26 protein-coding genes are annotated in these 26914 nt (G+C 64.2%); 14 read left to right on the top strand and 12 right to left on the bottom strand.

What is annotated here, in order from left to right; all coding sequences use genetic code 11:
- Positions 1-6: 6 nt before the first annotated feature.
- Positions 7-549: a DUF2059 domain-containing protein gene (locus tag C7G42_RS18735; RefSeq protein WP_106950399.1), complete on the bottom strand. Its 543-nt coding sequence runs from the start codon at positions 547-549 to the stop codon at positions 7-9.
- The gene (rpiA, locus tag C7G42_RS18730; protein ID WP_106950479.1) at positions 546-1277 is read right to left on the bottom strand and encodes a ribose-5-phosphate isomerase RpiA; all 732 of its coding nucleotides are present in this window, start codon (positions 1275-1277) and stop codon (positions 546-548) included. Before rpiA ends, C7G42_RS18735 begins: the two co-directional genes overlap by 4 nt.
- A 169-nt stretch (positions 1278-1446) precedes the next feature.
- Here rpiA and C7G42_RS18725 point away from each other — a divergent pair, with 169 nt between their 5' ends.
- The 5 genes from C7G42_RS18725 (at position 1447) to C7G42_RS18705 (ending at position 6333) form a co-directional block, all read left to right on the top strand.
- On the top strand, positions 1447-2121 hold the full coding sequence (locus tag C7G42_RS18725) for an HAD family hydrolase (RefSeq protein ID WP_106950398.1): 675 nt from the start codon (positions 1447-1449) through the stop codon (positions 2119-2121).
- 155 nt (positions 2122-2276) lie between these two features.
- The gene (locus C7G42_RS18720) at positions 2277-2771 is read left to right on the top strand and encodes a hypothetical protein (RefSeq protein WP_106950397.1); all 495 of its coding nucleotides are present in this window, start codon (positions 2277-2279) and stop codon (positions 2769-2771) included.
- 107 nt (positions 2772-2878) lie between these two features.
- A complete protein-coding gene (moaA, locus tag C7G42_RS18715) occupies positions 2879-3898 on the top strand; it encodes a GTP 3',8-cyclase MoaA (RefSeq protein ID WP_106950396.1) in 1020 nt (339 codons plus the stop codon).
- A gap of 170 nt (positions 3899-4068) precedes the next feature.
- Entirely contained in the window at positions 4069-4650 is a 582-nt protein-coding gene (locus C7G42_RS18710; RefSeq protein ID WP_106950395.1) for a TRAP transporter small permease subunit, read from the top strand.
- 27 nt (positions 4651-4677) lie between these two features.
- On the top strand, positions 4678-6333 hold the full coding sequence (locus C7G42_RS18705; RefSeq protein ID WP_106950394.1) for a TRAP transporter large permease: 1656 nt from the start codon (positions 4678-4680) through the stop codon (positions 6331-6333).
- Between the two features lie 72 nt (positions 6334-6405).
- Here the strand turns inward: C7G42_RS18705 and C7G42_RS18700 are convergent, their stop codons facing one another.
- Together C7G42_RS18700 and C7G42_RS18695 are read right to left on the bottom strand one after the other, a co-directional pair.
- The gene (locus C7G42_RS18700) at positions 6406-7734 is read right to left on the bottom strand and encodes a sensor histidine kinase (RefSeq protein ID WP_106950478.1); all 1329 of its coding nucleotides are present in this window, start codon (positions 7732-7734) and stop codon (positions 6406-6408) included.
- Between the two features lie 133 nt (positions 7735-7867).
- Positions 7868-8542 carry a response regulator gene (locus C7G42_RS18695; RefSeq protein ID WP_106950393.1) on the bottom strand — a complete coding sequence of 225 codons (675 nt, stop codon included), beginning with the start codon at positions 8540-8542 and terminating at the stop codon, positions 7868-7870.
- A gap of 420 nt (positions 8543-8962) precedes the next feature.
- On the opposite strand from C7G42_RS18695, the gene C7G42_RS18685 reads away from it, so the two are divergent.
- Positions 8963-10123 carry an acyl-CoA dehydrogenase family protein gene (locus C7G42_RS18685; RefSeq protein ID WP_106950392.1) on the top strand — a complete coding sequence of 387 codons (1161 nt, stop codon included), beginning with the start codon at positions 8963-8965 and terminating at the stop codon, positions 10121-10123.
- Positions 10124-10382: 259 nt separating this feature from the next.
- Here C7G42_RS18685 and C7G42_RS18680 read toward each other — a convergent pair whose 3' ends face one another.
- From C7G42_RS18680 to C7G42_RS18665, 4 genes are all read right to left on the bottom strand, one after another.
- Positions 10383-11471, bottom strand: coding sequence for a TRAP transporter substrate-binding protein (locus tag C7G42_RS18680; RefSeq protein WP_106950391.1), 1089 nt, complete (start codon positions 11469-11471; stop codon positions 10383-10385).
- A gap of 178 nt (positions 11472-11649) precedes the next feature.
- Positions 11650-12738 (bottom strand): TRAP transporter substrate-binding protein, encoded by a 1089-nt coding sequence (locus C7G42_RS18675; RefSeq protein WP_106950390.1) that lies wholly within the window; start codon positions 12736-12738, stop codon positions 11650-11652.
- A 214-nt stretch (positions 12739-12952) separates the two neighbouring features.
- Entirely contained in the window at positions 12953-14095 is a 1143-nt protein-coding gene (locus tag C7G42_RS18670; RefSeq protein ID WP_106950389.1) for an Mrp/NBP35 family ATP-binding protein, read from the bottom strand.
- A gap of 54 nt (positions 14096-14149) precedes the next feature.
- Positions 14150-14587, bottom strand: a complete 438-nt coding sequence (locus tag C7G42_RS18665) for a VOC family protein (protein WP_106950388.1) — start codon at positions 14585-14587, stop codon at positions 14150-14152.
- Positions 14588-14784: 197 nt separating this feature from the next.
- Here C7G42_RS18665 and C7G42_RS18660 point away from each other — a divergent pair, with 197 nt between their 5' ends.
- From C7G42_RS18660 to C7G42_RS18640, 5 genes are all read left to right on the top strand, one after another.
- Positions 14785-15657, top strand: a complete 873-nt coding sequence (locus C7G42_RS18660) for an NAD(P)-dependent oxidoreductase (RefSeq protein ID WP_106950387.1) — start codon at positions 14785-14787, stop codon at positions 15655-15657.
- A gap of 113 nt (positions 15658-15770) precedes the next feature.
- A complete protein-coding gene (gene nhaD / locus C7G42_RS18655; RefSeq protein WP_106950386.1) occupies positions 15771-17051 on the top strand; it encodes a sodium:proton antiporter NhaD in 1281 nt (426 codons plus the stop codon).
- 135 nt (positions 17052-17186) lie between these two features.
- Positions 17187-18782, top strand: a complete 1596-nt coding sequence (locus tag C7G42_RS18650) for a sensor histidine kinase (protein WP_106950385.1) — start codon at positions 17187-17189, stop codon at positions 18780-18782.
- 44 nt (positions 18783-18826) lie between these two features.
- Positions 18827-19030 carry a DUF1289 domain-containing protein gene (locus C7G42_RS18645; RefSeq protein WP_106950384.1) on the top strand — a complete coding sequence of 68 codons (204 nt, stop codon included), beginning with the start codon at positions 18827-18829 and terminating at the stop codon, positions 19028-19030.
- A gap of 28 nt (positions 19031-19058) precedes the next feature.
- Positions 19059-19613 (top strand): TIGR02281 family clan AA aspartic protease, encoded by a 555-nt coding sequence (locus C7G42_RS18640; protein WP_106950383.1) that lies wholly within the window; start codon positions 19059-19061, stop codon positions 19611-19613.
- Positions 19614-19625: 12 nt separating this feature from the next.
- On the opposite strand, the gene C7G42_RS18635 is transcribed toward C7G42_RS18640, so the two are convergent.
- Both C7G42_RS18635 and C7G42_RS18630 read right to left on the bottom strand, forming a co-directional pair.
- Complete coding sequence (locus C7G42_RS18635; RefSeq protein WP_106950382.1) at positions 19626-19826, bottom strand: hypothetical protein; 201 nt, start codon at positions 19824-19826, stop codon at positions 19626-19628.
- Positions 19823-20689 carry a helix-turn-helix domain-containing protein gene (locus C7G42_RS18630; RefSeq protein WP_106950381.1) on the bottom strand — a complete coding sequence of 289 codons (867 nt, stop codon included), beginning with the start codon at positions 20687-20689 and terminating at the stop codon, positions 19823-19825. The genes C7G42_RS18635 and C7G42_RS18630 overlap by 4 nt, the downstream gene beginning before the upstream one ends.
- Positions 20690-21142: 453 nt before the next feature.
- On the opposite strand from C7G42_RS18630, the gene C7G42_RS18625 reads away from it, so the two are divergent.
- The 3 genes from C7G42_RS18625 (at position 21143) to C7G42_RS18615 (ending at position 24200) form a co-directional block, all read left to right on the top strand.
- The gene (locus C7G42_RS18625; protein ID WP_106950380.1) at positions 21143-23053 is read left to right on the top strand and encodes a PAS domain-containing sensor histidine kinase; all 1911 of its coding nucleotides are present in this window, start codon (positions 21143-21145) and stop codon (positions 23051-23053) included.
- Positions 23050-23721: a response regulator transcription factor gene (locus C7G42_RS18620; protein ID WP_106950379.1), complete on the top strand. Its 672-nt coding sequence runs from the start codon at positions 23050-23052 to the stop codon at positions 23719-23721. Before C7G42_RS18625 ends, C7G42_RS18620 begins: the two co-directional genes overlap by 4 nt.
- 101 nt (positions 23722-23822) lie before the next feature.
- Entirely contained in the window at positions 23823-24200 is a 378-nt protein-coding gene (locus C7G42_RS18615) for a response regulator transcription factor (RefSeq protein WP_106950378.1), read from the top strand.
- A 663-nt stretch (positions 24201-24863) separates the two neighbouring features.
- Here the strand turns inward: C7G42_RS18615 and C7G42_RS18610 are convergent.
- Together C7G42_RS18610 and C7G42_RS18600 are read right to left on the bottom strand one after the other, a co-directional pair.
- On the bottom strand, positions 24864-25649 hold the full coding sequence (locus C7G42_RS18610) for an alpha/beta hydrolase (RefSeq protein WP_106950377.1): 786 nt from the start codon (positions 25647-25649) through the stop codon (positions 24864-24866).
- 719 nt (positions 25650-26368) lie between these two features.
- On the bottom strand, positions 26369-26914 hold the full coding sequence (locus C7G42_RS18600; protein WP_199580982.1) for a hypothetical protein: 546 nt from the start codon (positions 26912-26914) through the stop codon (positions 26369-26371).

Below are 26914 nucleotides of genomic sequence, written 5' to 3'. Positions count from 1 at the left end.
TGTCTGTCAGATCTCCTTGCCACGCTTGCGCATCTCGGCGCGGAAGGCCCCCATCACGGTCTCGGAGAAGTTCTGGGCCCAGGAGTTCATGAAGGCCATGCTGAGCCCGATGGCGCGCGGCTCGGCGTCGATCAGCTTCTTGCCCAGCGGCGACTTGTAGAACGTGACGAGATCCTTCAGCTCCTGCTCGGTGAACTCGCTGGCATAGATCTGTGCCATGCCATCGCCGATCTCGTTCTGGCGGCCATTGAGCTGCTGTTCGACGATCGGGGCGACCTCGTTGAGCTCCTTCTGGTAGTTCAGGTTCTGCTGGATCAGCGCGATCTTGGTCTTCTGGACGAGACCAGGCACGGCGCCCGCGTACATCGCGGTGGCGTTCTTGATCTGCAGAATCTCCTTGGCCGCCGCAACCGCCGCGGGCGAGGCTTTCGGCTGCGCGGGTGCGGCAGCTGCCTTGGGCGCTGCCTGCTGCGCGGCGGCCGGGACGACCGTGAGGGCCAGTCCCATAGCGAGGGTCGCAGCCGGCAAAAACTTCAAGACGCTCTTCATTCCTGGTCTCCTTTCGGCTTACGCCGTTCAATCACGCGAATTCCCTCGCCGCCCGCCAGTACGGCCGAGCTGGCCAAGCCGATGAATAATCCGTGCTCGACCACGCCGGGGATCGCGCTCAACGCCTTGGCGAGACGAGCAGGATCCTCGATCCGTTCGAGCTTTGCATCGACGATCCAGTGGCCGCCGTCGGTGACGAAAACGTGGCCGTCCCTGTCCCCGCCCTTGGCCTTGCGGACCGCCATTTGCCCGGAAACGCCGCATTCGGCAAATGCCTTCTCGATCGCCCGGCGCGTCGCACCAAGCCCGAAGGGGATGACCTCGATCGGAAGCGGAAATTTGCCCAGCGTCGGCACCCATTTGGTGTCATCGGCGATCACGATCATGCGATCCGAGGCCGCAGCCACGATCTTCTCGCGCAGCAGCGCACCGCCGCCGCCCTTGATCAGGTTGAGTTCGGGATCGATCTCGTCGGCGCCGTCGATGGTGATGTCGAGATGGTCGATCTCATCCAGCGTGGTCAGCGGCACGCCGCACCTGACGGCATCGAGGCGCGTCGCCTCGGAGGTCGGCACGCCGATCACCTTGAGCCCGGCGGCGACGCGCTCGCCGAGCAGCTCGACGAAATGCTTGGCGGTCGAGCCGGTGCCGAGCCCGAGCTGCATGCCATCCCGCACCTCCTCGAGCGCGCGCGCAGCCGCCTGTCGCTTCAACTGATCCATATTCACGTCTGCGCCCACCTCTTGAGTCCCGAACGTGCCGCCGATCGTGGCTGCTTTCGGCGGCCTATGTAGCCTCGTTTTCCGCCGGAGAACAGGGTCTGGGGAACCGCGCTATAAGTTGATCTTATGGCGCCGCCCCTTGCACTGGCCTGACCGGGCCGGTAGCGCTTGGACCATGACCTCCCCTCACACCATCGTCTTCGATCTCGACGGCACGCTTGTGGATACGGCGCCCGACCTGATCACCGCGCTGAACCATGTGCTCGACCGCGAAGGGCTCCCGCCCGTGCCGATGGCCTCGGCCCGCAACATGATCGGCGCCGGCGCCCGCAAGCTGATCGAGCGGGGACTGGAGGCCGAAGGCCGCAGCGTCACCCCCGCCGACATGGACCGGATGACCGCGGATTTCATCGCCTATTACGCCGACCACATCGCGGTCGAATCCCGCCCCTTCGAGGGGCTGGAGGCCGCGCTGGACCATTTTTCAGCGCAAGGCCATCGCCTCGCGGTCTGCACCAACAAGCTGGAATGGCTGTCGAAGCGCCTTCTGGACCAGCTCGATCTCAGTCGCCGCTTCGCGGCAATCTGCGGCGCCGACACCTTTGGCGTCCAGAAGCCCGACCCGACCATCTTTCGTGAAACGGTGGCGCGGGCCGGCGGAGCGGTCAGCGCCAGCATCATGGTCGGCGATGCCGGAACCGATGTCGGGGTCGCTCGCCGGGCCGGGGTGCCGGTGATCGGGGTCAGTTTTGGCTATACCGACGTGCCGATCGCCGAGCTGAAGCCGGACCGGCTGATCCATCACATGCGTGACCTGCCGGCCGCCGCCAACAGCCTGATGACCGTATAGCGCCAACAAGCCATTGTTATAGCGTTGGTATTCGGGCAATCCTGTATTAACCATCCATTAACTATGCGCAGCCCGCCGGTTGCCTGCCCCAGACGACGCTCCTAAGGTCCGGGCGGGGTTATGTGGCGGTTCGTCGCAGTTGAAGTGGATGGGTCATGCGTCGTGTCATCGCGGTTGCGTTATCAGGAGCGAGTGTTTTGGGAGCGGCAAGTCTTGGGGGCTGCTCCTCGATGTCCTGGGACATGTTCAAATCGGCCCCGCCGACCGTCCAGGTCCGGCTCGAATCCAATCCGCCGGGAGCCGACGCCACGACCTCGCTCGGTCCGGGCTGCAAGACCCCCTGCTCCGTCTCGGTTCCTGCCCCCGAGGCTCCCTTTACGGTCGCCTTTGCGCTGCCAAAGTACCAGCCGGCGAGCGTCCCGGTGAACGTGATCAGAAATCCCGGGGATTTCACCACGCCCGCTTCAGCGAACACCGACCCGAATCCGGTGTTTGCGGAACTCCAGCCGGCCACCCCGCCGAAACCGGTTCGCAAGCCGCACCCTCCGAGGAAGCCCAAACCGGCTGCAGCCACGCCGGCCGCGGCACCCGCCGAAACCGCACCGGCCGCGGGCTCGCCGTTCCCCGATCCGAACGCCGGCAGGCGCTGATCTAAGTATACCACCCGATTGTCCTCGTCGCGTCCGATGCTTAGATTGAGTGCCGAGCACCGCTGAAGCAAAGGTGCGCCCGACGCCGCAAGTGACAAGGCCTCTCCATGAACGGATCCACCGCGCTGTCGACCCCGATGACCGATCCGTTCGGGCGGACCATCAGCTATCTGCGCGTCTCCGTCACCGATCGCTGCGATCTCCGCTGCTTCTACTGCATGTCGGAAGACATGACGTTCCTGCCCAAGGCGAACCTGTTGACGCTGGAAGAGCTCGACCGGCTCTGCACGGCTTTCATCGCCAAGGGCGTCAAGAAGCTGCGGCTCACAGGCGGCGAGCCGCTGGTCCGGCGCAATGTGATGACCCTGGTGCGCTCGCTGTCGCGGCATCTGTCGAGCGGCGCCCTTAACGAGCTGACGCTGACCACCAACGGTACCCAGCTTGCGAAATATGCAAGCGAGCTCGCCGATTGCGGCGTCCGCCGCATCAACGTCTCGCTCGATACGCTCGATCCCCGGAAGTTTCGCGAGATCACCCGCTGGGGCGAGATCGACAAGGTGCTGGAAGGCATCGAGGCCGCGCGTGCCGCAGGACTTGCCGTGAAGATCAACGCGGTGGCGCTGAAGAATCTCAACGAGGACGAGCTCCCCCAGCTGATGCGCTGGGCCCACGGCAAGGGCATGGACCTGACGCTGATCGAGGTCATGCCGATGGGCGAGATCGGATCGGGACGGATCGACCAATATCTGCCGCTGTCGCTGGTGCGCGCGCGCCTCGCCCAGCAATTCACGCTGACGGATCTTGCCGAGAGCACCGGCGGTCCGGCGCGCTATGTCGGCGTCGCCGAGACCGGCGGCAAGCTCGGCTTCATCACGCCGATGACGCATAATTTCTGCGAATCCTGCAACCGGGTTCGCGTGACTTGCACGGGAACGCTGCACACCTGCCTCGGCCATGAGGATGCCTCGGATCTGCGCAAACCTCTGCGTGCGTCCGATGACGACGCTCTGCTTGCGGATGCGATCGACCGCGCCATCGGGCTGAAGCCCAAGGGCCACGACTTCATCATCGACCGCCGCCACGACCGTCCCAGCGTCTCCAGGCACATGAGCGTCACCGGCGGCTGACACCGTCGGATTACGGTCTTATTCCCCTGAACTATCAACAAACTTCCAATTGACTGGCGGCACGCCCGCTGGTTTGGTGCGGCTGCCTCATGCCTGCGCGGCGAGACAAGCCACGCGCCCGTTCGGCGCAGTCAAGACGGCCGGGGCACACCATCGGGGAGGACCTATCGTTGCAAGCGCTCCTAAAGCTGAGCCGAGGGATCGACGCGTTCACACGCTGGACGGGCAAACGCCTGGCGTGGCTGATCGTGGCCGCCGTCATCATCTCCGCGGTCAATGCGATCATCCGCAAGACGTTCGACACGTCGTCGAATTCGTGGCTCGAGCTGCAATGGGTGCTGTTCAGCATCGTGTTCCTGCTGTGCTCGCCCTGGACGCTGCTCGACAACGAGCACATCCGCATCGACATCGTGAACAACGCGCTGCCGAAGAAGGTGCGCAACGTGATCGACCTGGTCGGTCACCTGTTCTTCCTCATTCCGCTCTGCATCGTCATGATCGTCACAGGTGTGCCGTTCTTCCAGCGCTCGATGCAGATCAACGAGCAGTCCGGCAATGCCGGCGGCCTGCCGCAATGGCCCGCCAAGTCCCTCATCATGATCGGGTTCGCTATGCTGCTGGTTCAGGCTATCTCCGAATTGATCAAACGGATTGCGGTGATGCGCGGATTGATACCGGACCCGCATGAATCCCAGGTCTCGGCGCTGGAGGCTGAAGTCGAGCATGTCGTCGAAGCGATCGAGAAGAAATAGCCGTTGGCGACGGTTTAAGGGGGACTCATGACCGCGTTTATCATCGCCAATATGGCGCCCATCATGTTCGCGTCGCTGGTCGTCGTGCTGCTGCTCGGCTATCCCGCGGCATTCTCGCTCGGCGCCGTCGGCCTGTTCTACGCCATCATCGGCGTCGAGCTCGGCCAATTTCACCCCGACTTCCTTCAAGCTCTTCCCGAGCGCGTCTACGGCGTGATGAACAACGACACGCTGCTCGCCATCCCCTTCTTCACCTTCATGGGACTGGTGCTGGAGCGCTCGGGCATGGCCGAGGACCTGCTCGACACCATCGGTCAGCTGTTCGGCACCATCCGCGGCGGCCTTGCCTATGCCGTCATCTTCGTCGGCGCGCTGCTCGCCGCGACGACGGGCGTGGTCGCGGCGTCCGTGATCTCGATGGGTCTGATCTCGCTGCCGATCATGCTCCGCTATGGCTATGACCGCCGCGTCGCCGCCGGCGTCATCGCCGCGTCCGGCACGCTCGCGCAGATCATTCCGCCCTCGCTCGTTCTGATCGTGATGGCCGACCAGCTCGGCAAGTCCGTCGGCGACATGTACGAGGGCGCCTTCATCCCCGGCCTCGTGCTCGCCGGGCTCTACGCCCTCTACGCCTTCCTCGTCAGCATGATCTTCCCGAAGGCCACGCCAGGCCTGCCGAAGGAAGCCATCGGCTTCCGCGAGGAAAGTGGCGACCGCGGCCTCCGTTCCCTCGGCGTGCTGTTCCTGGCGAGCTGCGTGTTCGGCTGGTTCATGATGCGCAATTCCGAGACGCATGGCGCCGATTACGTCGTGCTCAGCATGTTCTACGGCATCATCTTCGCATTCGCCGTCGCCGTGCTGAACTGGGTGATCGACAAGCTCACCGGCTTCCGCTTCCTCTCGAAGATGGCGCAGCAGACCACCTTCGTGATGGTGCCGCCGCTGTTCCTGATCTTCCTGGTGCTCGGCACGATCTTCATCGGCATCGCGACCCCGACCGAAGGCGGCGCGATGGGTGCCGCCGGAGCCCTCATCCTCGGCGCCGCGAAGCGGCGTCTGAGCTGGGACCTCATCCGGCAAGCCACGGAATCGACCGCCAAGCTCTCGGCTTTCGTCGTGTTCATCCTGGTCGGCGCCCGCGTGTTCTCGCTGACCTTCTACGGCGTCAACGGGCACGTCTGGGTCGAGCACCTGCTCACCTCCCTTCCCGGCGGCCAGGTCGGCTTCCTGATCTTCGTCAACGTCTTCGTGTTCGTGCTGGCCTTCTTCCTCGACTTCTTCGAGTTGGCCTTCATCGTGATCCCGCTGCTCGGACCGGCCGCCGAGCATCTCGGCATCGACCTGATATGGTTCGGCGTCATTCTCGGTGTCAACATGCAGACCTCGTTCATGCATCCACCGTTCGGCTTCGCGCTGTTCTATCTCCGGTCGGTCGCCCCGAAGGACCGATACACCGACCGCGTCACCGGCAAGCGGATGGACCCTGTCACCACCGGCCAGATCTATTGGGGCGCGGTGCCCTTCGTCGTCATCCAGATCATCATGGTCGCGCTGGTGATCACGTTCCCGTCGATGGTGATGCACTACAAGGGCGTGCAATCGAACATCGATCCCAACACGATCAAGATCGAGGTGCCGCAGATCGAGCTGCCGCCGCTGGATTTCGGCCCGCCGTCGAAGTAGAGGACGATCGTATCCACATCGTCATGGCCGGGCTCGTCCCGGCCACGACCTCTTATCGACGCACGAATGCGATCACCCTGCCCTGGAGGGTGAAGGCGTCGGCTCACTCTCCGCCAGCCGAAACCGCAGCGTGAACTCCGCGCCGCCGCCGGGGAGGTTCGCCACCGCGACCGTGGCGGCATGATCGTCGGCCACGGCGCGCACGATCGACAGCCCCAGTCCCGCGCCGTCGCTGCGCCGGCGATCGGCGCGCCAGAATCGCTGGAAGATCAGCTCGCGCTCGGCCTCCGCGATCCCTGGACCACAATCGCGCACGCGTACCGAACCGTCTTCGCCTACCTCGACGTCGACGGTGGTGTCCTTTGCCGTGAACTTGATGGCGTTTTCGGCAAGGTTGAAGACCGCGCGCTGGAGCATCTCCGAATTACCGTGGATCCTGACCGGCGCGTCGGTGCCTCGGAGCGCAATGTCCTTGTGCTGCGCGATCGCGAACGGAGCGATCGCGGCGACCACCTCGGCGCAGACCGCACGCAAATCCGCGGTCTCGCCGGGATCGAGCACCAGGGTGTCGAGCTCGGCGATCTCCAGCAATTGGGCGACGAGGCGGCTCATGGTTTCGATGTCGGCGTGCAGCGCCTGCCGCACCGCATGATCGCCGAGCGTCTCGATCCGCGTGCGCAGGATCGCGAGCGGCGTGCGCAATTGATGCGCGGCATCCGCCGTGAACTGACGCTGCACCCGAAAGCCGCCTTCGAGGCGGTCGAGCGCCTGGTTGACGGCGGTGACGAGCGGCAGGATCTCGCGCGGGATCTGCTCCGTCGGCAGGCGGATGTCGGTGCGCGCCGGGCCGATATTGCTGGCCTCTTCGGAGGCCTTCCACAGCGGCGCGATCGCACGGCGAAAGATGATGATGTCGGTGGCGAGCAGGATCAGCAGGATCGGAATGGTGATCCATCCCACGCGGCGGAAGAAGTTCGAGACGATGTCGTCGATGATGACATCGCGATGCGCGAGATCCTCGGCGACCTGGATGCGCACCGTCTTGCCATCAATGTCGCGGGTGACGGCGGCACCCGAAATGCTCTCCGATGAACGCGGTGCCGTGGGGGCGGTGCGCCGATGGGACGAGAACAGCAGCCGGCCCTCGGCATCGCGGATGTCGTACTGATAGCGGCCATAGGCATCCGAATAGAGGCCCTTCAGGCTGTCGGGCAGATTGAACGTCAGCAATCCGTCCGGTTGGGCAACGATGCGCTCCGCCAGCACTTCGGCCTGGGCGCGCATGGCATCGCGATGCAGCTGGTCGATCTCGGAATTGAGCAGCCAGAACAGCACCAGCGGCAGGAAGATCGCGACCACCGCGACGGCGAGGATGTGCAGGAACACGATGCGCCAGATCAGCGATTTGAACGTCGGCGACCTGTCATAGGAGCCGGCGCCTTGAGGCCTGGCTTGGGGCTTGCCTTGGAGCCTGCCTTGGTGCCTGGCTTGGGGCCCGCCTTGGGGCCTGGCTTGGGACCCGATCCGGGCCACGCTATTTCTCCACGTCCATGAGATAGCCGACGCCACGGATGGTATGGATCACGACCTTGGCGCCGTGCTCAGCGAGCTGCTTGCGCAGCCGTGAGACGTAGACCTCGACCGCGTTGGAGGCGACCTCGCCGTCCAGTCCGAAGATGTGGTCCTCGACGTTCTTCTTCGGCACCACCCGGCCCTGCCGACGCAGCAGGATCTCCAGCACCGAGGTCTCGCGCGCGGAGATGATCCGCGGCTGGTCGTCGACGAAGATCTGGCGGCTCTCGGTGTCGTAGACGAGGTTGGCAAGACTGAGCGAGCGGCCGAGCAGCTGGCCGGGCCGGCGCAGGATCGCCTCCAGCCGCGCGATCAGCTCCTCCATCGCGAAGGGCTTGGCGAGATAATCGTCGGCGCCGCTGCGCAGGCCACTGACTCGGTCCTGCAGGCCGCCGCGTGCGGTCAGCACCAGCACAGGGAGCGGCTCCATCTTGAGACGCAGCTCGCGCAGCACCGACAGGCCGTCGCCGTCGGGCAGCCCGAGGTCGAGGATCATCGCAGCATAGCTGACGCTGCTCACCGCCTCGCGCGCCTCAGCCGCGCTGCCGACGATGTCGCTTTGATAGCCGGCCGCCGCCAGCCCGGCCGCGACGAGCCGCGACAGCTCGGCATTGTCCTCGACGATCAGAAGGCGCATGTGCTCGACCAGAAATCCGGTATTTCAGAACCGCGGGACCCGCCGCGCTGCGGAATGTCTCCCATCATTCGGCGGCTACGACCAGCAAAAAAATGCGTCCTTGCCGACGTCGACAGAACCGTAAGGTGAGCGTCAGGCAAGGTTGATATGGGTTCCGTCTCGCCGCGACGCTCGCCCTGCCGCATGCAGATGCGCCACAAAAGTCGAACTGATCATCAACGCCAAGACAGCAAAAGCAATCGGCCTCGTGGTGGCGCCAGGCTTGCTCGGGCGCGCCGATGAGACGATCGAATAGACGGTGATCCTTGCGCCCTTCCCTCATCCGGTAGGGCCAGCGCGGATGTTGCTCATCTCCGGCCCATCAGTCTATAGCTGGTCGAAAGCCAGCCTCCGCCGAGGCGGCAGTCGACCGGAGTAGCTATGCCCCATCACGACGACAGCATTGCAGCGAAGATCGAGGCGTTCATCCGGACTGAAGTCGTTCCCTACGAAAAGGATCCCCGGACAGGTCCGCACGGTCCGAGCGACGAACTCGTGCAGGAGCTGCGCGACAAGGCGCGGAAGGCCGGCGTCCTGACGCCGCACATTCTCGCGGACGGGTCCCATCTCACGCAACGCGAGACTGCGAAAGCCCTGATCAAGACTGGCCTGTCTCCACTCGGTCCATTGGCGTGCAACACCATGGCGCCGGATGAAGGCAACATGTACCTGCTCGGCAAGGTCGGCAGCCCCGAGCAGAAATCGCGTTTTCTCGAACCGCTGGTGTCGGGCAAAGCGCGCTCGGCGTTCTTCATGACGGAGCCTGCCGATGCGGGCGGAGCCGGATCGGATCCGTCGATGATGCGGACGACGTGCCGGCTCGACGGCAACCATTGGGTCATCAACGGGCGAAAGAAGTTCATCACGGGAGCCGAGGGAGCGCGCGTCGGGATCGTCATGGCGAAGTCTGACGATGGCGCGTGCATGTTCCTCGTCGATCTGCCAAATCCCGCGATCCGCACGCTGCGCGTGCTGGATACGATCGACAATTCGATGCCCGGCGGACACGCGGAGATCGACATTGAAAACCTGCGGGTGCCGGCCGACCAGATGCTCGGCGCATCCGGCGAGGGTTTCAAATATGCCCAAATTCGTTTGAGTCCCGCACGGCTGTCGCATTGCATGCGATGGCTGGGCCTCGCGATCCGCGCCAACGAGATTGCCACCGACTATGCCTGCCGCCGCCAGGCGTTCGGCAAGCCGCTGGTCGACCACGAGGGCGTCGGCTTCATGCTGGCGGAGAACCTGATCGATCTCCAGCAATCGGAGCTGATGATCGACTGGTGCGCCGGAGTGCTCGACACCGGCTCGCTCGGCACGACCGAGAGCTCCATGGCGAAGGTGGCCGTGTCGGAAGCACTGATGCGCGTTGCCGATCGCTGCGTTCAGGTGATGGGCGGCACGGGGGTCTCGACGGAGACAATCGTCGAGCAAGCCTTCCGCGAAATCCGTGCCTTCCGGATCTATGACGGGCCGACTGAAGTGCACAAATGGTCGCTGGCCAAGAAAATCAAGCGCGACTGGAAAGCGGCCCAAAGCTAAAGCGGCCCAAGCGTAGAGCGGCGCGGTGGCGTAGCGGCGCTAGGAGGCTAGTCTGACTTGCCATTCAAATTGCTCCGCCCCCACACCGACTCCGCCTTCCGCAGCAGCGATTTGCGGGTAAATTTTCTCATGGATTATCAAGCCGTTGGCTACTGTGCATGGGGTTGTTTTTCAAATTTTGGGGCAGACACACTCTTGATCGCACAAGAAAACGCCCCGGGCTTTCGCTCCGGGGCGCTGCATTTGCCCGGTGATGCGCTCAGCTCTGCGAACGCCGTGCCATGAAGATGTCGTAGCCGACCTCGGCGACCTGGAACCAAGCATAGCCGTCGCTCGTGAACTTGGCGAGGGAGTCGTGCACCTTCTTGAAATTGGCGTTGGTCGCGCCGACTTCGGCATGCAGCTCCTTGGCGGCCTTGTAGCAGGCATCCATGATGGACGGTGAGAAGGCGTGCAGCTTGGTGCCGCCCGCCAGCAGCTTCTTCAGCGCCAGCGGATTTGCGGTGTCGTAGCGCGCCATCATGTAGTTGTTGGCGTAGTGGCCGGCCTGCTCCAGCACGCTCTGGTAATACTTCGGCAGCGCGTTCCACTTGTCGAGATTGACGAAGGCCAGCAGCATCGGCCCGCCTTCCCACCAGCCGGGATAGTAGTAGTGCGGCGCGATCTTGTAGAAGCCGAGCTTCTCGTCGTCATAGGGGCCGACCCACTCGGCCGCGTCGATGGTGCCCTTCTCCAGCGCCGGGTAGATGTCACCGCCCGCGAGCTGTTGCGGGACCACGCCGAGCTTCTGGAGCACGCGGCCGGCAAAGCCGCCGACGCGAAATTTCATCCCCTTGAGATCGTCGGGCGTATTGACCTCTTTCCTGAACCAGCCGCCCATCTGACAGCCGGTGTTGCCCGCGAGCAGCGAGACGACGTTGTAGCTCTTGTAGAACTCGTTGAGCACGTCGCGCCCGCCGCCCTGCATGTACCAGGCCTGGTTGATGCGCATGTTGGGGCCGAACGGCACGGATGACCCGAAGGTGAAGGTCGGGTCCTTGCCGAAATAATAATAGGAAGCAGTGTGGCCAATTTCGCAGGTGCCGTTCTGGACGGCGTCGAGCACCTGGAGGCCCGGCACGATCTCGCCGGCCGCGAAGATCTGGATCTGGAATTTGTTGTCGGTCGCCTCGGCGACCATCTTGCACATCATCTCGGCGCCGCCGAACAGCGTGTCGAGCGATTTCGGCCAGCTCGTCGGCATACGCCATTTGATTTCCGGCATCGACTGCGCGATCGCGGGAGCCGCGAGCGTGGCTGCGCCGGCCGCACCAAGTCCTGTGACCTTGATGAAGTCTCTTCTCTTCATGATTTCCTGCCCTGAATGTACCAGTGATTGTGAGCCTTCTTTCCGAGGCTTGCGGTCAGCATGACGCAAGCCGGGACCGAATGCCATCCCGATCGCACTGCGGCAAAGAAAAAGCCCGGCCTCCACTGGAGGCCGGGCTTTCCGGTTTTTGAGTTGAGCTTGGCTTGAGCCTGGGCGATCAGCCGCGCGTGCGCGAGCGGATCATGAAGCTGTCGTAGGTGTATTCGGCAACCTGCCACCACAGATATTCGTCGGAGCGGTAGGCCTGCATGGCGTCGATCGACTTCTTGAAGTCGGGGTTCTTGGCCGAGATCTCGCCCCACAATTCGTTGGTCGCCTTGAGGCAGGCTTCCAGCACCTCGTTGGTGAAGGGACGAAGCTGGGTGCCGCCGGCAACCAAGCGCTTCAGGGCCGTCGGGTTCTGCATGTCGTAGCGGGCGGCCATCCAGGTGTTGGCATTTGCCGTCGCGTTGGTGAGGATCGCCTGGTAGTTCTTCGGCAGAGCGTTGAACTTCTCCAGGTTGGCGAAGGCGTGGACGGTCGGACCGCCTTCCCAGAAGCCCGGGTAGTAGTAGTACTTGGCGACCTTGGCGAAGCCGAGCTTCTCGTCATCGTAGGGGCCGACCCACTCGGCGGCGTCGATGGTGCCCTTTTCGAGCGCCGGATAGATGTCGCCGCCGGCGAGCTGCTGCGGTACCACGCCGACCTTCTGGAGCACCTGGCCGGCAATGCCGCCGATGCGCATCTTCAGGCCGGAGAGGTCGGCAACGGTCTTGATCTCCTTGCGGAACCAGCCGCCCATCTGGGTGCCGGTGTTGCCGCAGGGGAAGCCGACCACATTCGACTTCTTGAAGAACTCGTTGGCGAGCTCATTGCCGCCGCCCTGATAGAGCCACGAGTTCTGCTGGCGCGCATTGAGGCCGAACGGCACCGAGGCGAAGATCGCGAAGGTCGGGTCCTTGCCGACATAGTAGTACGACACCGTATGGCACATCTCGACCGTGCCGCTGGACGTCGCATCCAGCGCCTGCAGACCGGGAACGAGCTCACCGGCAGCGAACACCTGGATCTGGAATTTGTTGTCGGTCATCTCGGCGACGTACTTCGCCACCTGCTCGGCACCGCCATAGATAGTATCGAGCGACTTCGGGAAGCTCGAAGTCAGGCGCCACTTCACCTCGGGCGAGGACTGCGCGATCGCCGGCGAGGCAACTGCGGTCGCCGCCGCGCCTGCCGCCGACACTTTCAGAAAATCACGACGCTTCATCTTCAGGTCTCTCCTTGCTGGGGCGTTTCCCCTTGACTTCTCTTCTTGCCGCCGCTCATTCCGGCGACGCGTTGGGCCGCGTCGAACCGAAGGGGCTTGACTGCCGTGGGCCTTTACCACGGAAGCCCCGCCTGCGGAACGCGACAATGGCATGACGGGGCTCTACGAAAGTCGCATGTCCCCAATAAGACCAATGTGGCCGCGGCCGCCCGGCTCAGGCCGCCGCGATGACGCCCTTGAGCTGGTCGCGGACCTGCCCTGCAATGGCGCGGTAGATCGCCGCATGGGGACCGTCCGGCTCGCTGTCGACGACGGGATTGCCGGCATCCGAGGTGGCACGAATCGCCATGTGCAGCGGGATCTCGCCAAGGAAGGGGACCTCGAGCTTCTCGGCCTCGTGCCGCGCCCCGCCATGGCCGAAAATGTCCGATCGCGTGCCGCAATGTGGGCACTGGAAGTAGCTCATGTTCTCGACGATGCCGAGCACCGGCACGTTGACCTTCTTGAACATGGCAAGCCCCCGCCGCGCGTCGATCAGGGACAGGTCCTGCGGGGTCGAGACGATCACCGCGCCCTTCAGCGGCACGTTCTGCGCCAGCGTGAGCTGCGCATCGCCGGTGCCCGGCGGCATGTCAACGACCAGCACGTCGAGCTTGCCCCATTCGACATCCCGCAGCATCTGCGTCACCGCCGACATCACCATGGGACCGCGCCAGATCATCGCGGTCTCTTCCTCGACCAGGAAGCCGATCGACATGATGGCGAGGCCGAAGCGTCGAAGCGGAATCATTTTTCGCTCGCCGTTCAGCTCCGGCTTGTCGTGCAGGCCGGTCAGCCGTGGCACCGAGGGGCCGTAGATGTCGGCATCGAGCAGCCCGACCTTGAGGCCGAGGTCGCGCAGACCGAGAGCCAGGTTCAGTGCGGTGGTCGACTTGCCGACGCCGCCCTTGCCGGAGGCGACCGCGATCACGGCGGCAACGCCCGGGATTTCCGACTGCCGCGCCATCGGCGATTGGGCGCCGCCCTGTGGCGGCGGCTTGTGGGCATGGACCGGCTGTACGCCGGGCGTGCCGCGGCTCGGTTGCGGGGGTGGCGGCGGCGCAGAGCCCGGCTTGCGCTCGGCGGTCAGTGCCACCATGACGGTGGTGACGCCAGGAATGCCGCGCACGGCGGCCTCCGCTTCGGCCCGGATGGACTCCCAGGCCCTGGCCTCGGCGGCATCGACGTTGATCGAGAAGAACACCTTGCCGTCGGACGCGTTGATCGCGCTCAGCACATTGGCATTGGTGAGCGCGACCCCGCGGGGGGATTTGATCCGGGCGAGGCTGTCGAGAACCTGTTGCTGCGTCACGCTCAAAGCGCATCTCCTCAAAGTTCAGGATGCCCCATTAGAGCGGAAACGCCCAAAAGGCTACTGCCTGCCGATATCGTCAGCCTTCTCGACGGGCGCTGCCCCCTGCTCCTTGGCGGCCTCGTAATTCAGCTCGATCATGACCCCGTTGGGGTCGTTGACGAAGATCTGCCAGAGGTCGCCGCCGGGCACCTGGCGGGAGTCGAACGTCATGCCCCTGGATGCCAGCCGCTGCTTCATGCCGTCGAAACCGCGACTGACGAAGGCGACATGATGGACAACGCCGGAATCCGGCTTTTGCGGCTCGGCGGTCGCGGAAATATCGACGAGGTGCACCACCGCCTTGCCCTCGCTGTACATCCAGGCACCGGGGAAGGCAAAATTCGGCCGGGCGCCTTTTTCCAGGCCCAGCACATCCTCGTAGAAGCGGACAGTCTCGGCCAGATTCCGGGTCCGGATGTTGAAATGATCGAGGACGCCAACGCTCACGCCGCCCATGCTTTCGCTCCCTTTTTTGAAGTCCTTGGGTCCGCCATCCTAGCACAGGGGGAAGCCAAACGAAGCCGTTGCCCTCCGCCCTTAACGGTTTATGGTGCGCCTCCGGTCCGCCCTCGGAGCGGAACTTCGAGGACGCCGCCCTGGCGCCCTCACCCGGCTGCAACCGTAAAACTCAAGCTACGGACAAGGTACCACACATGGCAAAAGTCGCTTTCCTCGGTCTCGGCGTGATGGGCTACCCCATGGCCGGACACCTCGTGAAAAAAGGGGGCCATGAGGTCACCGTTTACAACCGCACCGCGGCCAAGGCGAAGGAATGGGCGGACAAGTTCGGCGGCAAGACCGCCCCGACCCCGAAGGCCGCCGCCGAAGGCCAGGATTTCGTGATGTGCTGCGTCGGCAACGACAACGATCTGCGCGCGGTCACGATCGGCGCCGACGGCGCCTTCGCCGGCATGAAGAAGGGCGCGACCTTCGTCGATCACACCACCGCCTCCGCCGAAGTCGCGCGTGAGCTGGATGCGGCCGCGACCAAGGCCGGCTTTAAGTTCGTCGACGCGCCGGTCTCCGGCGGCCAGGCCGGCGCCGAGAACGGCGTTCTGACGGTGATGTGCGGCGGCGCCGAGGGCGCCTATGCCGGCGCCGAGCCGATCATCACGGGCGCCTATGCGCGGATGTGCAAGCTGCTCGGGCCCGCGGGCAGCGGCCAACTCACCAAGATGGTCAACCAGATCTGCATCGCCGGCCTGGTGCAGGGTCTCTCCGAAGGTATCCACTTCGCCAAGAAGAGCGGCCTCGACGTCGCCGCGGTGATCGAGACCATCTCCAAGGGCGCGGCGCAGTCCTGGCAGATGGAAAATCGCTACAAGACCATGAACGAGGACAAGTACGATTTCGGCTTCGCTGTCGAATGGATGCGCAAGGACCTCTCGATCGCGATCGCCGAAGCTCGCCGCAACGGCGCCAACCTGCCCGTCACCGCGCTGGTCGATCAGTTCTATTCCGAGGTCGAGAAGATGGGCGGCAAGCGCTGGGATACGTCGAGCCTGCTGGCGCGCCTGCAACGCTGATGAACGCATGAGGGCCGCAGCCGGGCAGCTGCGGCCCTCGCGGGCCTCGACGCGGCGCCCGCCGCGACGAGACCCGCATTGAGTCGAAGAACGAATTCCGGGGGGGAATTGACTTGCTGAGCGTGATAGCCGCCATTTTCATCGTTGCGTATGCTGCCATCGCGCTCGAACACCCGCTCGGCGTCAACAAGAGCGCTTCGGCACTCCTGGGAGCCGGCCTGCTCTGGACCATTTACGCGCTGTCCGTCGGCGACGCCTCGCTCGTCAACCACCAGCTCGACGAATCCGTCGCCTCGACCGCGCAGATCGTCTTCTTCCTGATCGGCGCCATGACGATCGTCGAGGTGATCGACGCCCACAACGGCTTCGAAGTCATCACCTCGATCATCCGCACCACGAAGCAGACCTCGCTGATGTGGATCATCGGCTTCGTCACGTTCTTCCTCAGCGCGATCCTCGACAACCTGACGACCACCATCGTGATGATCTCGCTGATCCAGAAGCTGATCGGCAACAAGAGCGACCGCCTGCTGTTCGCCTCCATCATCGTCATCGCGGCCAATGCCGGCGGCGCCTGGACCGTGATCGGCGACGTCACGACGACGATGCTCTGGATCGGAGGGCAGATCACTCCCGTGAGCATCATGAAGTCGGTGTTCCTGCCGTCGCTGGTCAACCTTCTGATCCCGCTGCTCATCATCGGCTATTCGCTCAAAGGAAAAGAGATCGTCCCTCCGCTGCAAGGCGGAGAGCAGGCCCTGAGGGTCGAGGCGTTCGAGCGCAATCTGATGTTCTATCTCGGCCTCGGCACCCTGGTTGCGGTTCCGGTTTTCAAGGCCGTGACGCACCTTGCGCCTTTCATGGGTATTCTTTTCGGGCTGGGCGTCCTCTGGCTGGTCGGCGAGATCGTTCACCGCCACAAGGACGAGGACGCGCGCCGTCCCCTCACTCTCGTCCATGCGCTGACGCGCATCGACATGAGCTCCATCGTTTTCTTCGTCGGCATCCTCATGGCCGTCGCGTGCCTGGAGCATGCTCGCGTGCTGGAACTGTTGGCGAAATGGCTCGACGCCACGGTCGGGCGTCTCGACATCATCGTCATCCTGCTCGGCCTCCTGAGCGCCATCATCGACAACGTCCCGCTCGTCGCCGCCACGATGGGCATGTACAATCTGGTGCAATATCCGCCCGACAGCTTCATCTGGGAGTTCATCGCCTATTGCGCCGGCACCGGCGGCTCGATCCTGATCATCGGCTCGGCCGCGGGCGTTGCCGCCATGGGCCTCGAGAAGATCGAGTTCTTCTGGTACGCCCGCCGCATCGCAGGCCCCGCGCTGGTGGGATATCTGGCGGGAGCGATGGTCTACATCGTGCAGCACGCGGCGCTGCACTGAAGGCGGGCCAGATTCAAATTAACGCCGGGTTAACGTAATTCTTTAGCTCCTTAAGTCACCTCTTAAGGATTTCTTGCCAGAGATAGACAATGCAGAAGGCCCGCGTCCGGCGTGGGCAGGAATCGTTGTTGCTTGATGAGTAACCCCGCTGAAAAGCCTGAGGTAGTGCAGCTTCCGGCCGAGCCGATGAGCGCTCCATCGGCGAGCAGCCGAAGGGCTGCGGCGCAGCGGGTGCGCGAGGCGCGGGACAAGTTAACGTCGACCAGTGGAACCCGGCCGGCCTTCGACGCCGAGATGCTGCGCCAATACGCCCAGACGCGGCTGTCAGCTTCCTATGTCGTGATGCTGCTGGTAGTCGCAACCGGCGTGCTGTTCGGCCTGTGGATGCAGCCGATCCCCGCCGCCGCCTGGACCGCCGGCATGCTCTGCATCCACGCCGCGATGATCCGCAGCTGCCGGCGCTTCCTCACCGAGCCCGCCTCGCCCGCGGCGACGCGGGCATGGCGGACGCGTTTCGTCGTGCTCGACCTGCTCTATGGCCTGTGCTGGATGGCGATCCTGATCCATCCCGTGCTCGACATGGTCACGGAAACGCTGATGATGTTCCTGATGCTGCTGGTGATCGCAGTGTCGAGCATGCTCGCCGCCAATCTGCCGATCGCAGCCCTCGCAGCCACCGCGCCGGTCGCCGTCGCCATGGCGCTGAGCTTCGTGATGACCGGTTCGCTGGACAATTACATCCTGGCCGGGCTCGCGCTGGCCGCCGAAGGCTATTTCGTGCTGCTGGCGCATCGCCTGCACTCCTCCACCTTCGCCACGCTGGAAGCGCGCGCCGAGAAGGACGCGCTGATCGGCGAGCTCGAACAGGCCAAGGCGATCTCGGACGAAGCGCGCCACCGCGCCGAATCCGCCAACGTGGCCAAGTCGCGCTTCCTCGCGCAGATGAGCCACGAGCTGCGCACGCCGCTGAACGCCATCCTCGGCTTCTCCGAGGTGATGAAGAGCGAGATCTTCGGTGCGCATGCGGTGCCGGTCTACAAGGAGTACTCGGCGGACATCCATAATTCCGGCGTACACCTGCTCAACCTCATCAACGAGATCCTCGACCTGTCGCGGATCGAGGCCGGCCGCTACGAGCTCAACGAGGAAGCGGTGTCGCTGGTCGGCATCGTCGCCGACTGCCATCATCTGATGAAGCTGCGCGCCTCCAGCCGCGGCATCACCATTCACGAAGTGTTCGAGCAGGCCATGCCGCGGCTGTGGGCCGACGAGCGCGCGATCCGCCAGGTCGTGCTCAACCTGCTCTCCAACTCGATCAAGTTCACCCCGCAAGGCGGTGAGATCTGGCTCAAGGCCGGCTGGACCGCCTCGGGCGGACAATATCTCTCGGTGCGGGATTCCGGCTCGGGAATCCCCGAGGACGAGATCCCGATCGTGCTCGCCTCGTTCGGGCAGGGCTCCAACTCGATCAAGTCCGCCGAACAGGGCGCCGGCCTCGGCCTGCCGATCGCCAAGAATCTGATCGACCTGCATGGCGGCACGTTCACGCTGAAATCGAAGCTGCGCATCGGCACCGAGGTGATCGTCACCTTCCCGCCGGAGCGCGTGATGAGCGCGCTGGCGCCGCTATCGGATGATTCCCCGCCGCTCCAGCCGGAGAGTTCCATCCTGCCCGAGGAGAAGCGCCGGCCGCGGCACAAGCCGATCATGAGCGCAGGCACAGGCTCTTAACCAGATGCTTGCAGACATGCCCGACAATCCCTCACTATGTCCGAATGAGCAAAGAAACGCCGTGTGTCGCCGTCTGCATGATCGATCCCAGGACCAAGCTGTGCTTCGGATGCGGCCGGACCTTGCCCGAGATCGCGCGCTGGCACGCCATGGAAAGCGCGGACCGGCTCGCGGTCATGGCGCTGTTGCCGGCACGCATGACGGAAGCTGGACTGGCGCCGATCGCGGCATCGCCGAAACGCGCCTGACCGGCCTGTGCGCCTGCGGAGGTGCGCGATGATCCGCTTCCTGCTCGTTCTCGTCATGCTTGCCGGCACGGCAGGCGCAGTCGTCGCCTATGGCGACCCCGATCAGATCGCGCGCGCCAGCCACAAGGTTACCCATATTTTTCGAACGCAGACGGCAACGCCCGCCCCCGCCGTACAGATCCCGCGCGGCCAGCGCGGCGAATTCGCGCTGCGTGCGAAGATCAACGGCGTCGCCGCGCCGATGGTGATCGATACCGGTGCGACGTCGGTGGTGCTGACCTGGGAAACCGCCAAAGCGATCGGCCTGCCGCTCGAAATGCTCGAATACGATGTCGACCTCGAAACCGCGGGCGGCCATACCAAGGCGGCCCGCCTCACGCTCGATCGTCTCTCCGTCGGTCATCTCATCGAAAAATCGGTGCCGGCCCTCGTCGTCCAGCCCGGGCAGATGAAGATCAATCTGCTCGGCATGAGCTTCCTCGACCGCCTGGAGAGCTGGGGCGTGCGCGCCGACAAGTTGATGCTGACCGGCTATCCCGAGCTTCAGAGCAGCCATCGCCGCTCGCGCACGGCTATCGATTAGCAACCTCGGCGCCTAGCGCACGAGGCATGCGACGATGGTCCTGAAGAAATCCAGGGTAAAACGGCCATAGATCGCGCTCGAACCGGGCTCCGAAGCTGCCAGGCGATACGAATTGCCTAGAGCGCGGACAAGCCCGATCGTCTCCATCAGTTCAAGATGCGTCATCATCCAATGAGTGCCCGCGAGCGACAGAAGGGTACCAATGTCGTTCACGACGCACCTGCTCCCGGACGCGGCAGCGGCATGAATTGCGCAAGATAGGCGCTCCGCCATTGATACGGCGTATCGCCGACGAAGCGCTTGAACACCGTGGTGAAATGAGCCTGGGTCTGGAAGCCTACGGTCAAGGCGATATCGACCAAGGCGACTTCGGCCTGCTTGAGCAGCTCCTGGGCGCGTTCGATCCGCCGCCTCAGCAGGTATTCGTGCGGCCGGACGCCGGTGGCTGCGCGGAACTGCGCGGCGAAGTGCATCCTGCTCAGCCCGGCCACGGCCGCCAGATCCTGAAGCGTGATCTTGGCGGTCAGGTTCTTGTCGACATATTGCAGAACGCGCTTGAGGCGCCAGTTTTGCAGCGACCGCACGGCGCGGCCCGTGTCCTCCTCGCGAACGCCGTCAGCCGGGACAAGCTCGGCCGGCGCGCGAAGCGTCTGCCGGCTGAACGTCCGGGTGAGGATCGCGAGCCGCAAGGCGTCGGCCATGATCGCCGAATGGGCATCGTGCGCGGCTTCGGTCGCCGCGAGCGCATCCGACAGGCGCCGCATGATCGGGTCGTTGAACTCTCCCGTTGCAAACGCCGGCTCGGTCTCGGCGGACGCCCCCGCAAGGAGCTTTGCGGACAGCTTGAAGCCAGACTCGCGGCCGGCAGATGGCTCGACGTCATCCGCCTGCGTCTCGACCTGCGTCTCGACCGCCAGGGCGACATCCAGATGGACGAAGGACAGCGTCGCTCCGTCTTCGCCGAACCGGTCAGGAAAATTCGACGGCCCGAGCGGATCGCGATCGATCGCCGAGATATCGATCGCGCGAACGTCATGATCCTTGATTGCCTGTGAGCGTGACATCTGCAGCGACATCGTCGAATCTCCTTGTCCCGTTTTCGATCCGGCATCGCCTGACCGGCTTGTCCGAATGTCGTGGGAGCAGAGTAGTTCGGCGGTCCGCGCGATCCATTCTACGCGCGGGTGTATCGATAGGTTTTCGGGTTAGCCGTGTCATACCTAGGTATGATCGAGGCATGTTCGCCGGGTGAGCGCGACGGTGCTGCGATCACCGACATCGCGGATGGGGACGCGAGGCGCGACGAGCGGCGCCTGCGGTAAGTTGACGCGCCTTTGCGCAGATTCGCCGGCGGAACCACGCGAGCGGGCCGGTTTCTCCGGGGAATGCCAGCTGCCGGCACTTTCGCCGGATTGCGTGGCGTGCAGGTCTTCCACGACAGCACGAAAATTCACACCACAGGATGTTGTGAACGCGATCAAATCGCGGCATCAACGCCGCTGGTATGAGAATTACGACTGCCAGCGACGATGACGACTCATGATCGACCCACGGGTTCATCCATGAGGCGCGCCGGCTTGCGATTCTGCTCCGCCATCCTCGCCGTGACGGTCTTCCTGGTTGACGTGCTGACACCGCTAGAGGGCGCGGTCGCCGTGCTCTACGTCGTGGCGATCCTGCTCGCGGCCAAGACCAACCGGCGCGACGACACCATCGTCGCCGCGGCCGGCTGCGTCGTCCTGACGATTCTCGCCTATCTGCTGTCGCACGATCTGGAGAGCATCGCCTCGCCCTTGCTTCGCGTATTGGTAAGCCTCGCGGCAATCGGGATCACGACCCTGCTGGCGCTGCAAAATCACGCGGCGACAAAGCGTCTCGCAGCGCAGGCGCGCCTGCTCAACCTCTCGCATGACATGATCTTCGCCAGGGATCGCGGCGGCGTGATCACCTTCTGGAACAAGACCGCCGAGCAGGCCTATGGCTGGTCGGCCGACGAGGCGCTCGGACAGCTCGCCGACAAGCTTCTGCGAACCACATATCCCGACCGGCGCGAAATCATCGAAGCGGGCCTGCTCGACACTGGTCGATGGGAAGGCCACGTGCAGCAGCGAACGAAAGACGGCGCCGTGCTCACCGTCGATGCCCGATGGGCCCTGCAGCACGACCGTCTCGGCAAGCCCGTCGGGGTCCTCGAGACGCATACCGACGTCACCGACCGCGTTGCCGCACACAGCGCGCTGGTGCAGAGCGAGCAGCGATACCGCCGGATGTTCGACGCCAGCCGGATCGGCGTGGTCGAAGAGGACTGGAGCGAAGTCCGAATCGCACTGCGGTCGCTGGACACCGCAGGCGCCAGCCTGCACGACCATTTGGCGCAACATCCTGATTTCGTCCGGAATGCCCGCCGGCTCGCCAAAATCACCGACGTCAATCCGGCCTTGCAGAAGATGGCAGGTGCAAACGGCGCCCCGGCCTTTATCGAGAATGTCGAGCGGCTTCTCGGCGAGGACGACCGGAGTTTCGTCGGCGCCTTGATCGCGTTCGCGGAAAGGGAGCCCTTCTACGAAGGCGAGACCGAGCTCGTCAGGCTCGACGGACGCAAGGTACCCGTGCTGTTCACGATCACCTTTCCTTCCGGGCCTGACGGCGATCGCAACGTGCTCGCTTTCGTCGTCGATATCACCGAGCGCAAGCAGGCGCAGGATGCCTTGCTTGCGGCGCAGGCTGAGCTCGCCCATGCCGCACGCGTCGCCACCCTCGGCGAGCTCACCGCCTCCATTGCCCACGAGGTCAATCAGCCTCTGGCGGCGATCGTCACCAGTGGAGAGGCCGGCCTGCGCTGGCTGCGACGCGAGGTCCCCGATCTGGACGAAGTCGCGGCCACGATCGTCCAGGTCGTGGCGGCAGGCCGCCGCGCCGGCGAGATCGTGGCGCGCATCCGGACCTTCCTGAAGAAGGCGCCCGCCCAGCAGGACAGTATCGATATCGCGGAGATCATCGAGGACGCGGCCCTTCTGGTCGCGCGGGAGCTTGCCAACGACGGCGTCGTCCTCACCTCCGAGACCGAGCATGGCTTGAAGCCAATTCGCGGCGACCGGATCCAGCTTCAACAGGTGCTCGTCAATCTGCTGGTCAATGCCGGCCAGGCCATGTCGGATCAGCCCGGTTCCCGTACCGTCAAGCTGCGCGCCAGCGCCGTCGACGGAGAGCGTCTCGCCATCACGGTACAGGACAGCGGTCCAGGCGTCCGGCCTGACGACATACCGCACCTGTTTGATCCGTTCTTCACGACGAAACCCGGGGGAATGGGCATGGGACTTGCGATCTGCCGAACGACGGTGGAAGCTCACGGCGGCCAGTTGTCGGTCGAGAGTTCGCCCGGCGCGGGGGCGACATTCCGCCTGACACTGCCATACGCCCGAGAACGTCCCGGACCATGACACGACCAGACCAGGCGCAACCACCTGCCCAATCCCTCAACTCGGTCGTCATCATCGTCGATGACGATGCCGGGATCCGCGCCTCGCTCGACAGCCTGTTCCGATCCGTCGGCCTCGAGACGCGCCTGTTCGCCTCGCCCGCCGAACTGCTCGGCGGCGCGCTGCCGGACCGCCCGGGCTGCATCGTGCTCGACGTCCGCCTTCCCGGCGTGAGCGGGCTCGATCTGCAGGGCCAGCTCGTCCGGCACGGCATAAGGCATCCCATCATCTTCATGACCGGTCATGGCGACATTCCGATGTCGGTGCGTGCCATGAAGGCCGGCGCAGTCGATTTCCTCGCCAAGCCGTTTCGCGACCAGGACATGCTCGATGCGGTGACGGCGGCGCTCGAGCGCGACGCGCAGTACCGTGCCGAGGCGGCAACCAAGGAGGATATCCGCGCCCAGTATGAGACCCTGACGGCGCGCGAGCGCGAGGTGATGGGCCATGTCACAGCCGGCCTGATGAACAAGCAGGTCGCCGCCCTGATCGGTCTCAGCGAGATCACGGTCAAGATCCACCGCGGGAACGTCATGCGCAAGATGGAAGTCCGGTCGCTGGCCGATCTGGTCCGCAAGGCCGAGGCGCTCGGGGTTTCCCAGACCCGCAGGACTACGGACCAAACCTGAGTATAGTTCCGGCCGGGCAAATCCGGGTGCATATAAGGTGTCATCGGCCGCGCAAAGGGAGATACTCTCCTTGCGAACACCGCGGTCAGGATTGTGCGCTCATGGCCAAAATTCCGGTGATTGCGATCGTAGACGACGACGAGGGCGTTCGCACCTCGCTCGCGAGCCTCGTGCGCTCGATCGGCTACGAAGCCCAGGCCTATGAATCCGGCATGGACTTCCTGCGGCAGGCACCGGGAGACGATCCGGCGTGCATGATCGCCGACGTTCAGATGCCTGTTATCTCCGGCGATGAGTTGCAGGCCCGGCTGATTACCGCCGGTCGCCATTTCCCGATCATCTTCATGACGGCGTTTCCGAGCGAGGCCGTGCGCCAGCGTGTGATGGCCGCAGGTGCGCATTGCTATCTCGGCAAGCCCTCCAGCGGTGACGAAATCATCCGCTGCCTCGAAGAGGCGCTGGCAGGCGACGCGAAGTAGTCCGCAAGAGGGCTCGCAGCCCGGAAACACCGGAAAGCCCGACAAACCTCATCCTCGGCTTCGGTTTCGCAACAATCCGATACTGCCTCGCCGGGGTCCCGCGCGCTGGCGCCGCGCGAGCTGGAAAGCGTCGACTTCGTCCAGGCTCTCGGGCAGCAATCCGGCTCCGGCCTGCAAGGCGATGTGTTGGGTGCGGCCCGCAGACTTCTCTGAATCATGCGAAATGAGAAACAGAATGGGTTCGTGAAATACTTCGACTGCGGGATCGGCGATGCTGTGCGTGTTAGGTGACTGAGACCCCCACGTCACCGCTCGAGCCTAACTCCTCCCTGGGCTTACGAGCATCTCAGGGCCGTCCTCCCCCAAAGGACGGCCCCTTTTTTTCGAGCGCGCAGCGCGATCGACCACATCGACTCTTCGGAATTTGGTAGCGCCAGCCGGTCGGGTGACGCGCGAAAGCGAACGCCCGGCATCGCGCCTCGACGATCTTGCCGCGCACATTCGTCAGCGCAATGCGCGGGATCGAGCGCGAGGCGATTGTTCTGCCAGCCCGTTATAACCCTTGCGCCTTCGCAGTCTTGGTCGGTCAGCCCGGCGGAAGAGCTGTCTCTCCCGCCGGCCTTCCCTTCGCCGGCCGTGCGTCAGGACCGGCAAACTGCGTGATCAGCGCGCAGCCTGTTGATCAATGCTGCGTGCGGCCCGCGTGATGACATCCGCCACTTCCTTCGGATGGGACTCGTAGACCGAGTGGCTGGCACCGGGGATGACGGTGGTATGGCTCTTGGCACGCTCGTAGTACCAGCGCTCCAGATCTGGATTGATGATCTGGTCGCCACCCGCGACGATGCCCCAGCTCGGCTTGGTCTTCCATGCGGCCGCAGTGAGCGGCGTGCTGAAGACTTGCGCCGCGGCCGGGACCTGAGAGCGCGCGACGAACTCGGCGCGCTCACGCGGCAGATCGGGCGCGAAAAGTTTCGGGAATTGCACCGGATCGAGATAGGTGAACTTGTCGGGGGTGACCTTGATGACGCCCTCGGTCTTTCCGAGCACGCTCGGTGTCTTCTTGCCGAGCGCCGATTCGTTCTCGCCGACATCGGGCGCGTGCGCGGCGACATAGACGAGACCGACGACGTTGGGATGGACGCCGGCTTCAGTGATGATCGAGCCGCCATAGCTGTGGCCGACGAGGAGTGTCGGACCGTCCTGTTGATCGAGAATGCGCTTCGCTGCCGTGACGTCGTCGGCGAACGACGTCTCGGGCTCCTGCACCATGGTGACGCGGAAACCTTCCTTGGTGAGGATCTCATAGACCGGCTTCCAGCCGGACGCATCCACCCAGGCCCCGTGCACCAGGACGATGTTCCTCAGGGATTCTGCGCTTGCGGGAGTAACGGTCGCGAACAGAGAGAGAGCGGCGGCAAAGGCCAGACCAGCGTTGAGGTGCTTCATGTCGTGATCACTCCGGGTTGGAATGAAGCGACACTAGTTCCGCCACCGGCCTGCGTATTTCGGTAAGCAACGGCCCTTGCCACTTCGCACGCCGAAAAATGCTCGTCACAACGGCGGCCACTCGCGCATCCTCCGGGCGCGACCTACCTAAGCCGCGCACTTCGAAGGGAGCAGGATGCCATGCGTGCGGATAGTCACGACCTTGCGAAGACCAGAACTGCCATCGTCGTCCGCAGAAGCCACAGGCCGAACCGATCGACGATGGCGCAGGGATCGACAATGACACCGAATTCACTCATCCGGATCGCAGCTGCCATTATAGTCCTGCTGAATGCGGCAACTCGGGTTCATGCAGCGTCCTGCGAGGATTCGATCGTGCGTGTCCAGGCACAGCTGGACGCCGCCATTGAGAAGAATGCAGACGCAAATGGCTGGAGTCCGGAGAGCCTCGGGGCACTACGCGGTCATCAGCCCACGCCGCGGTCTCTGGCGCAGGCGGAAGGCGCAAGAGGAACGCCTCTCCGGCTCGCGCTCGATGCCCTCGATCGCGCGCGGAGGGCGGACCGTTCCGGCGACGACACCAGATGCCGCCGCGAGCTGTCCGAGGCGACGCTACTGCTTCAGCAGGAGCCACGATGACTCCGGAGCGGATGCCTTTGCGATCGTGCGGCCAGACAGCGGGACGTGCGTTCAGGGAATACCGGCACGCCGGCCGCTCCCTATCGTCCCGCGCAATGAAGGAATCCGGAGCAGCCCATGCGAGAACAGCCCTCCTCCAACAGGTCCAGACACCGCCGGTTTACAGCCATGCTTCTGGGCGCCGCTCTCGCATTTGGCCTGATATGGCTGCCCCCGGTTGCGGCTATTGCGCAAATGGCACTGCCGACGATGCCGCCATCGATCGGAATGCCCTCGACCTCGCCGCTCAACATGGGTTCGACGCGGCCTGAAGGCATTCCGCTGGGCTCGACTGAAATTGCAACGCCGGGCGTATCTCCGATCACGCCATTGCAAGGCACGACGAATTGCGCCGCATCAGGCAATCCCGGATCATCGGGAGCCCTGTTCGACGGCGGAGGGCTCTCCGGAAGTTCGTCACTTGGCTGCCCGAACGGTTTGACGACCCAGTCAGCCTTGCCTCCCTCGACATCGACAGTCGGACGCGTCGGGATTCCGCTCGGATCCACCGAGTTCGGCGGCGCCGGAATCAGTTCGTTCGTGCCGGTGCCCGGCCCTAACTCCGTGGGCAGCACGAGTTCAATCAA

The organism is Bradyrhizobium sp. MOS003 (assembly GCF_003020125.1).
Taxonomy (GTDB): Bacteria; Pseudomonadota; Alphaproteobacteria; order Rhizobiales; family Xanthobacteraceae; genus Bradyrhizobium.
This window is presented reverse-complemented; position numbering and strand designations above follow the sequence as displayed.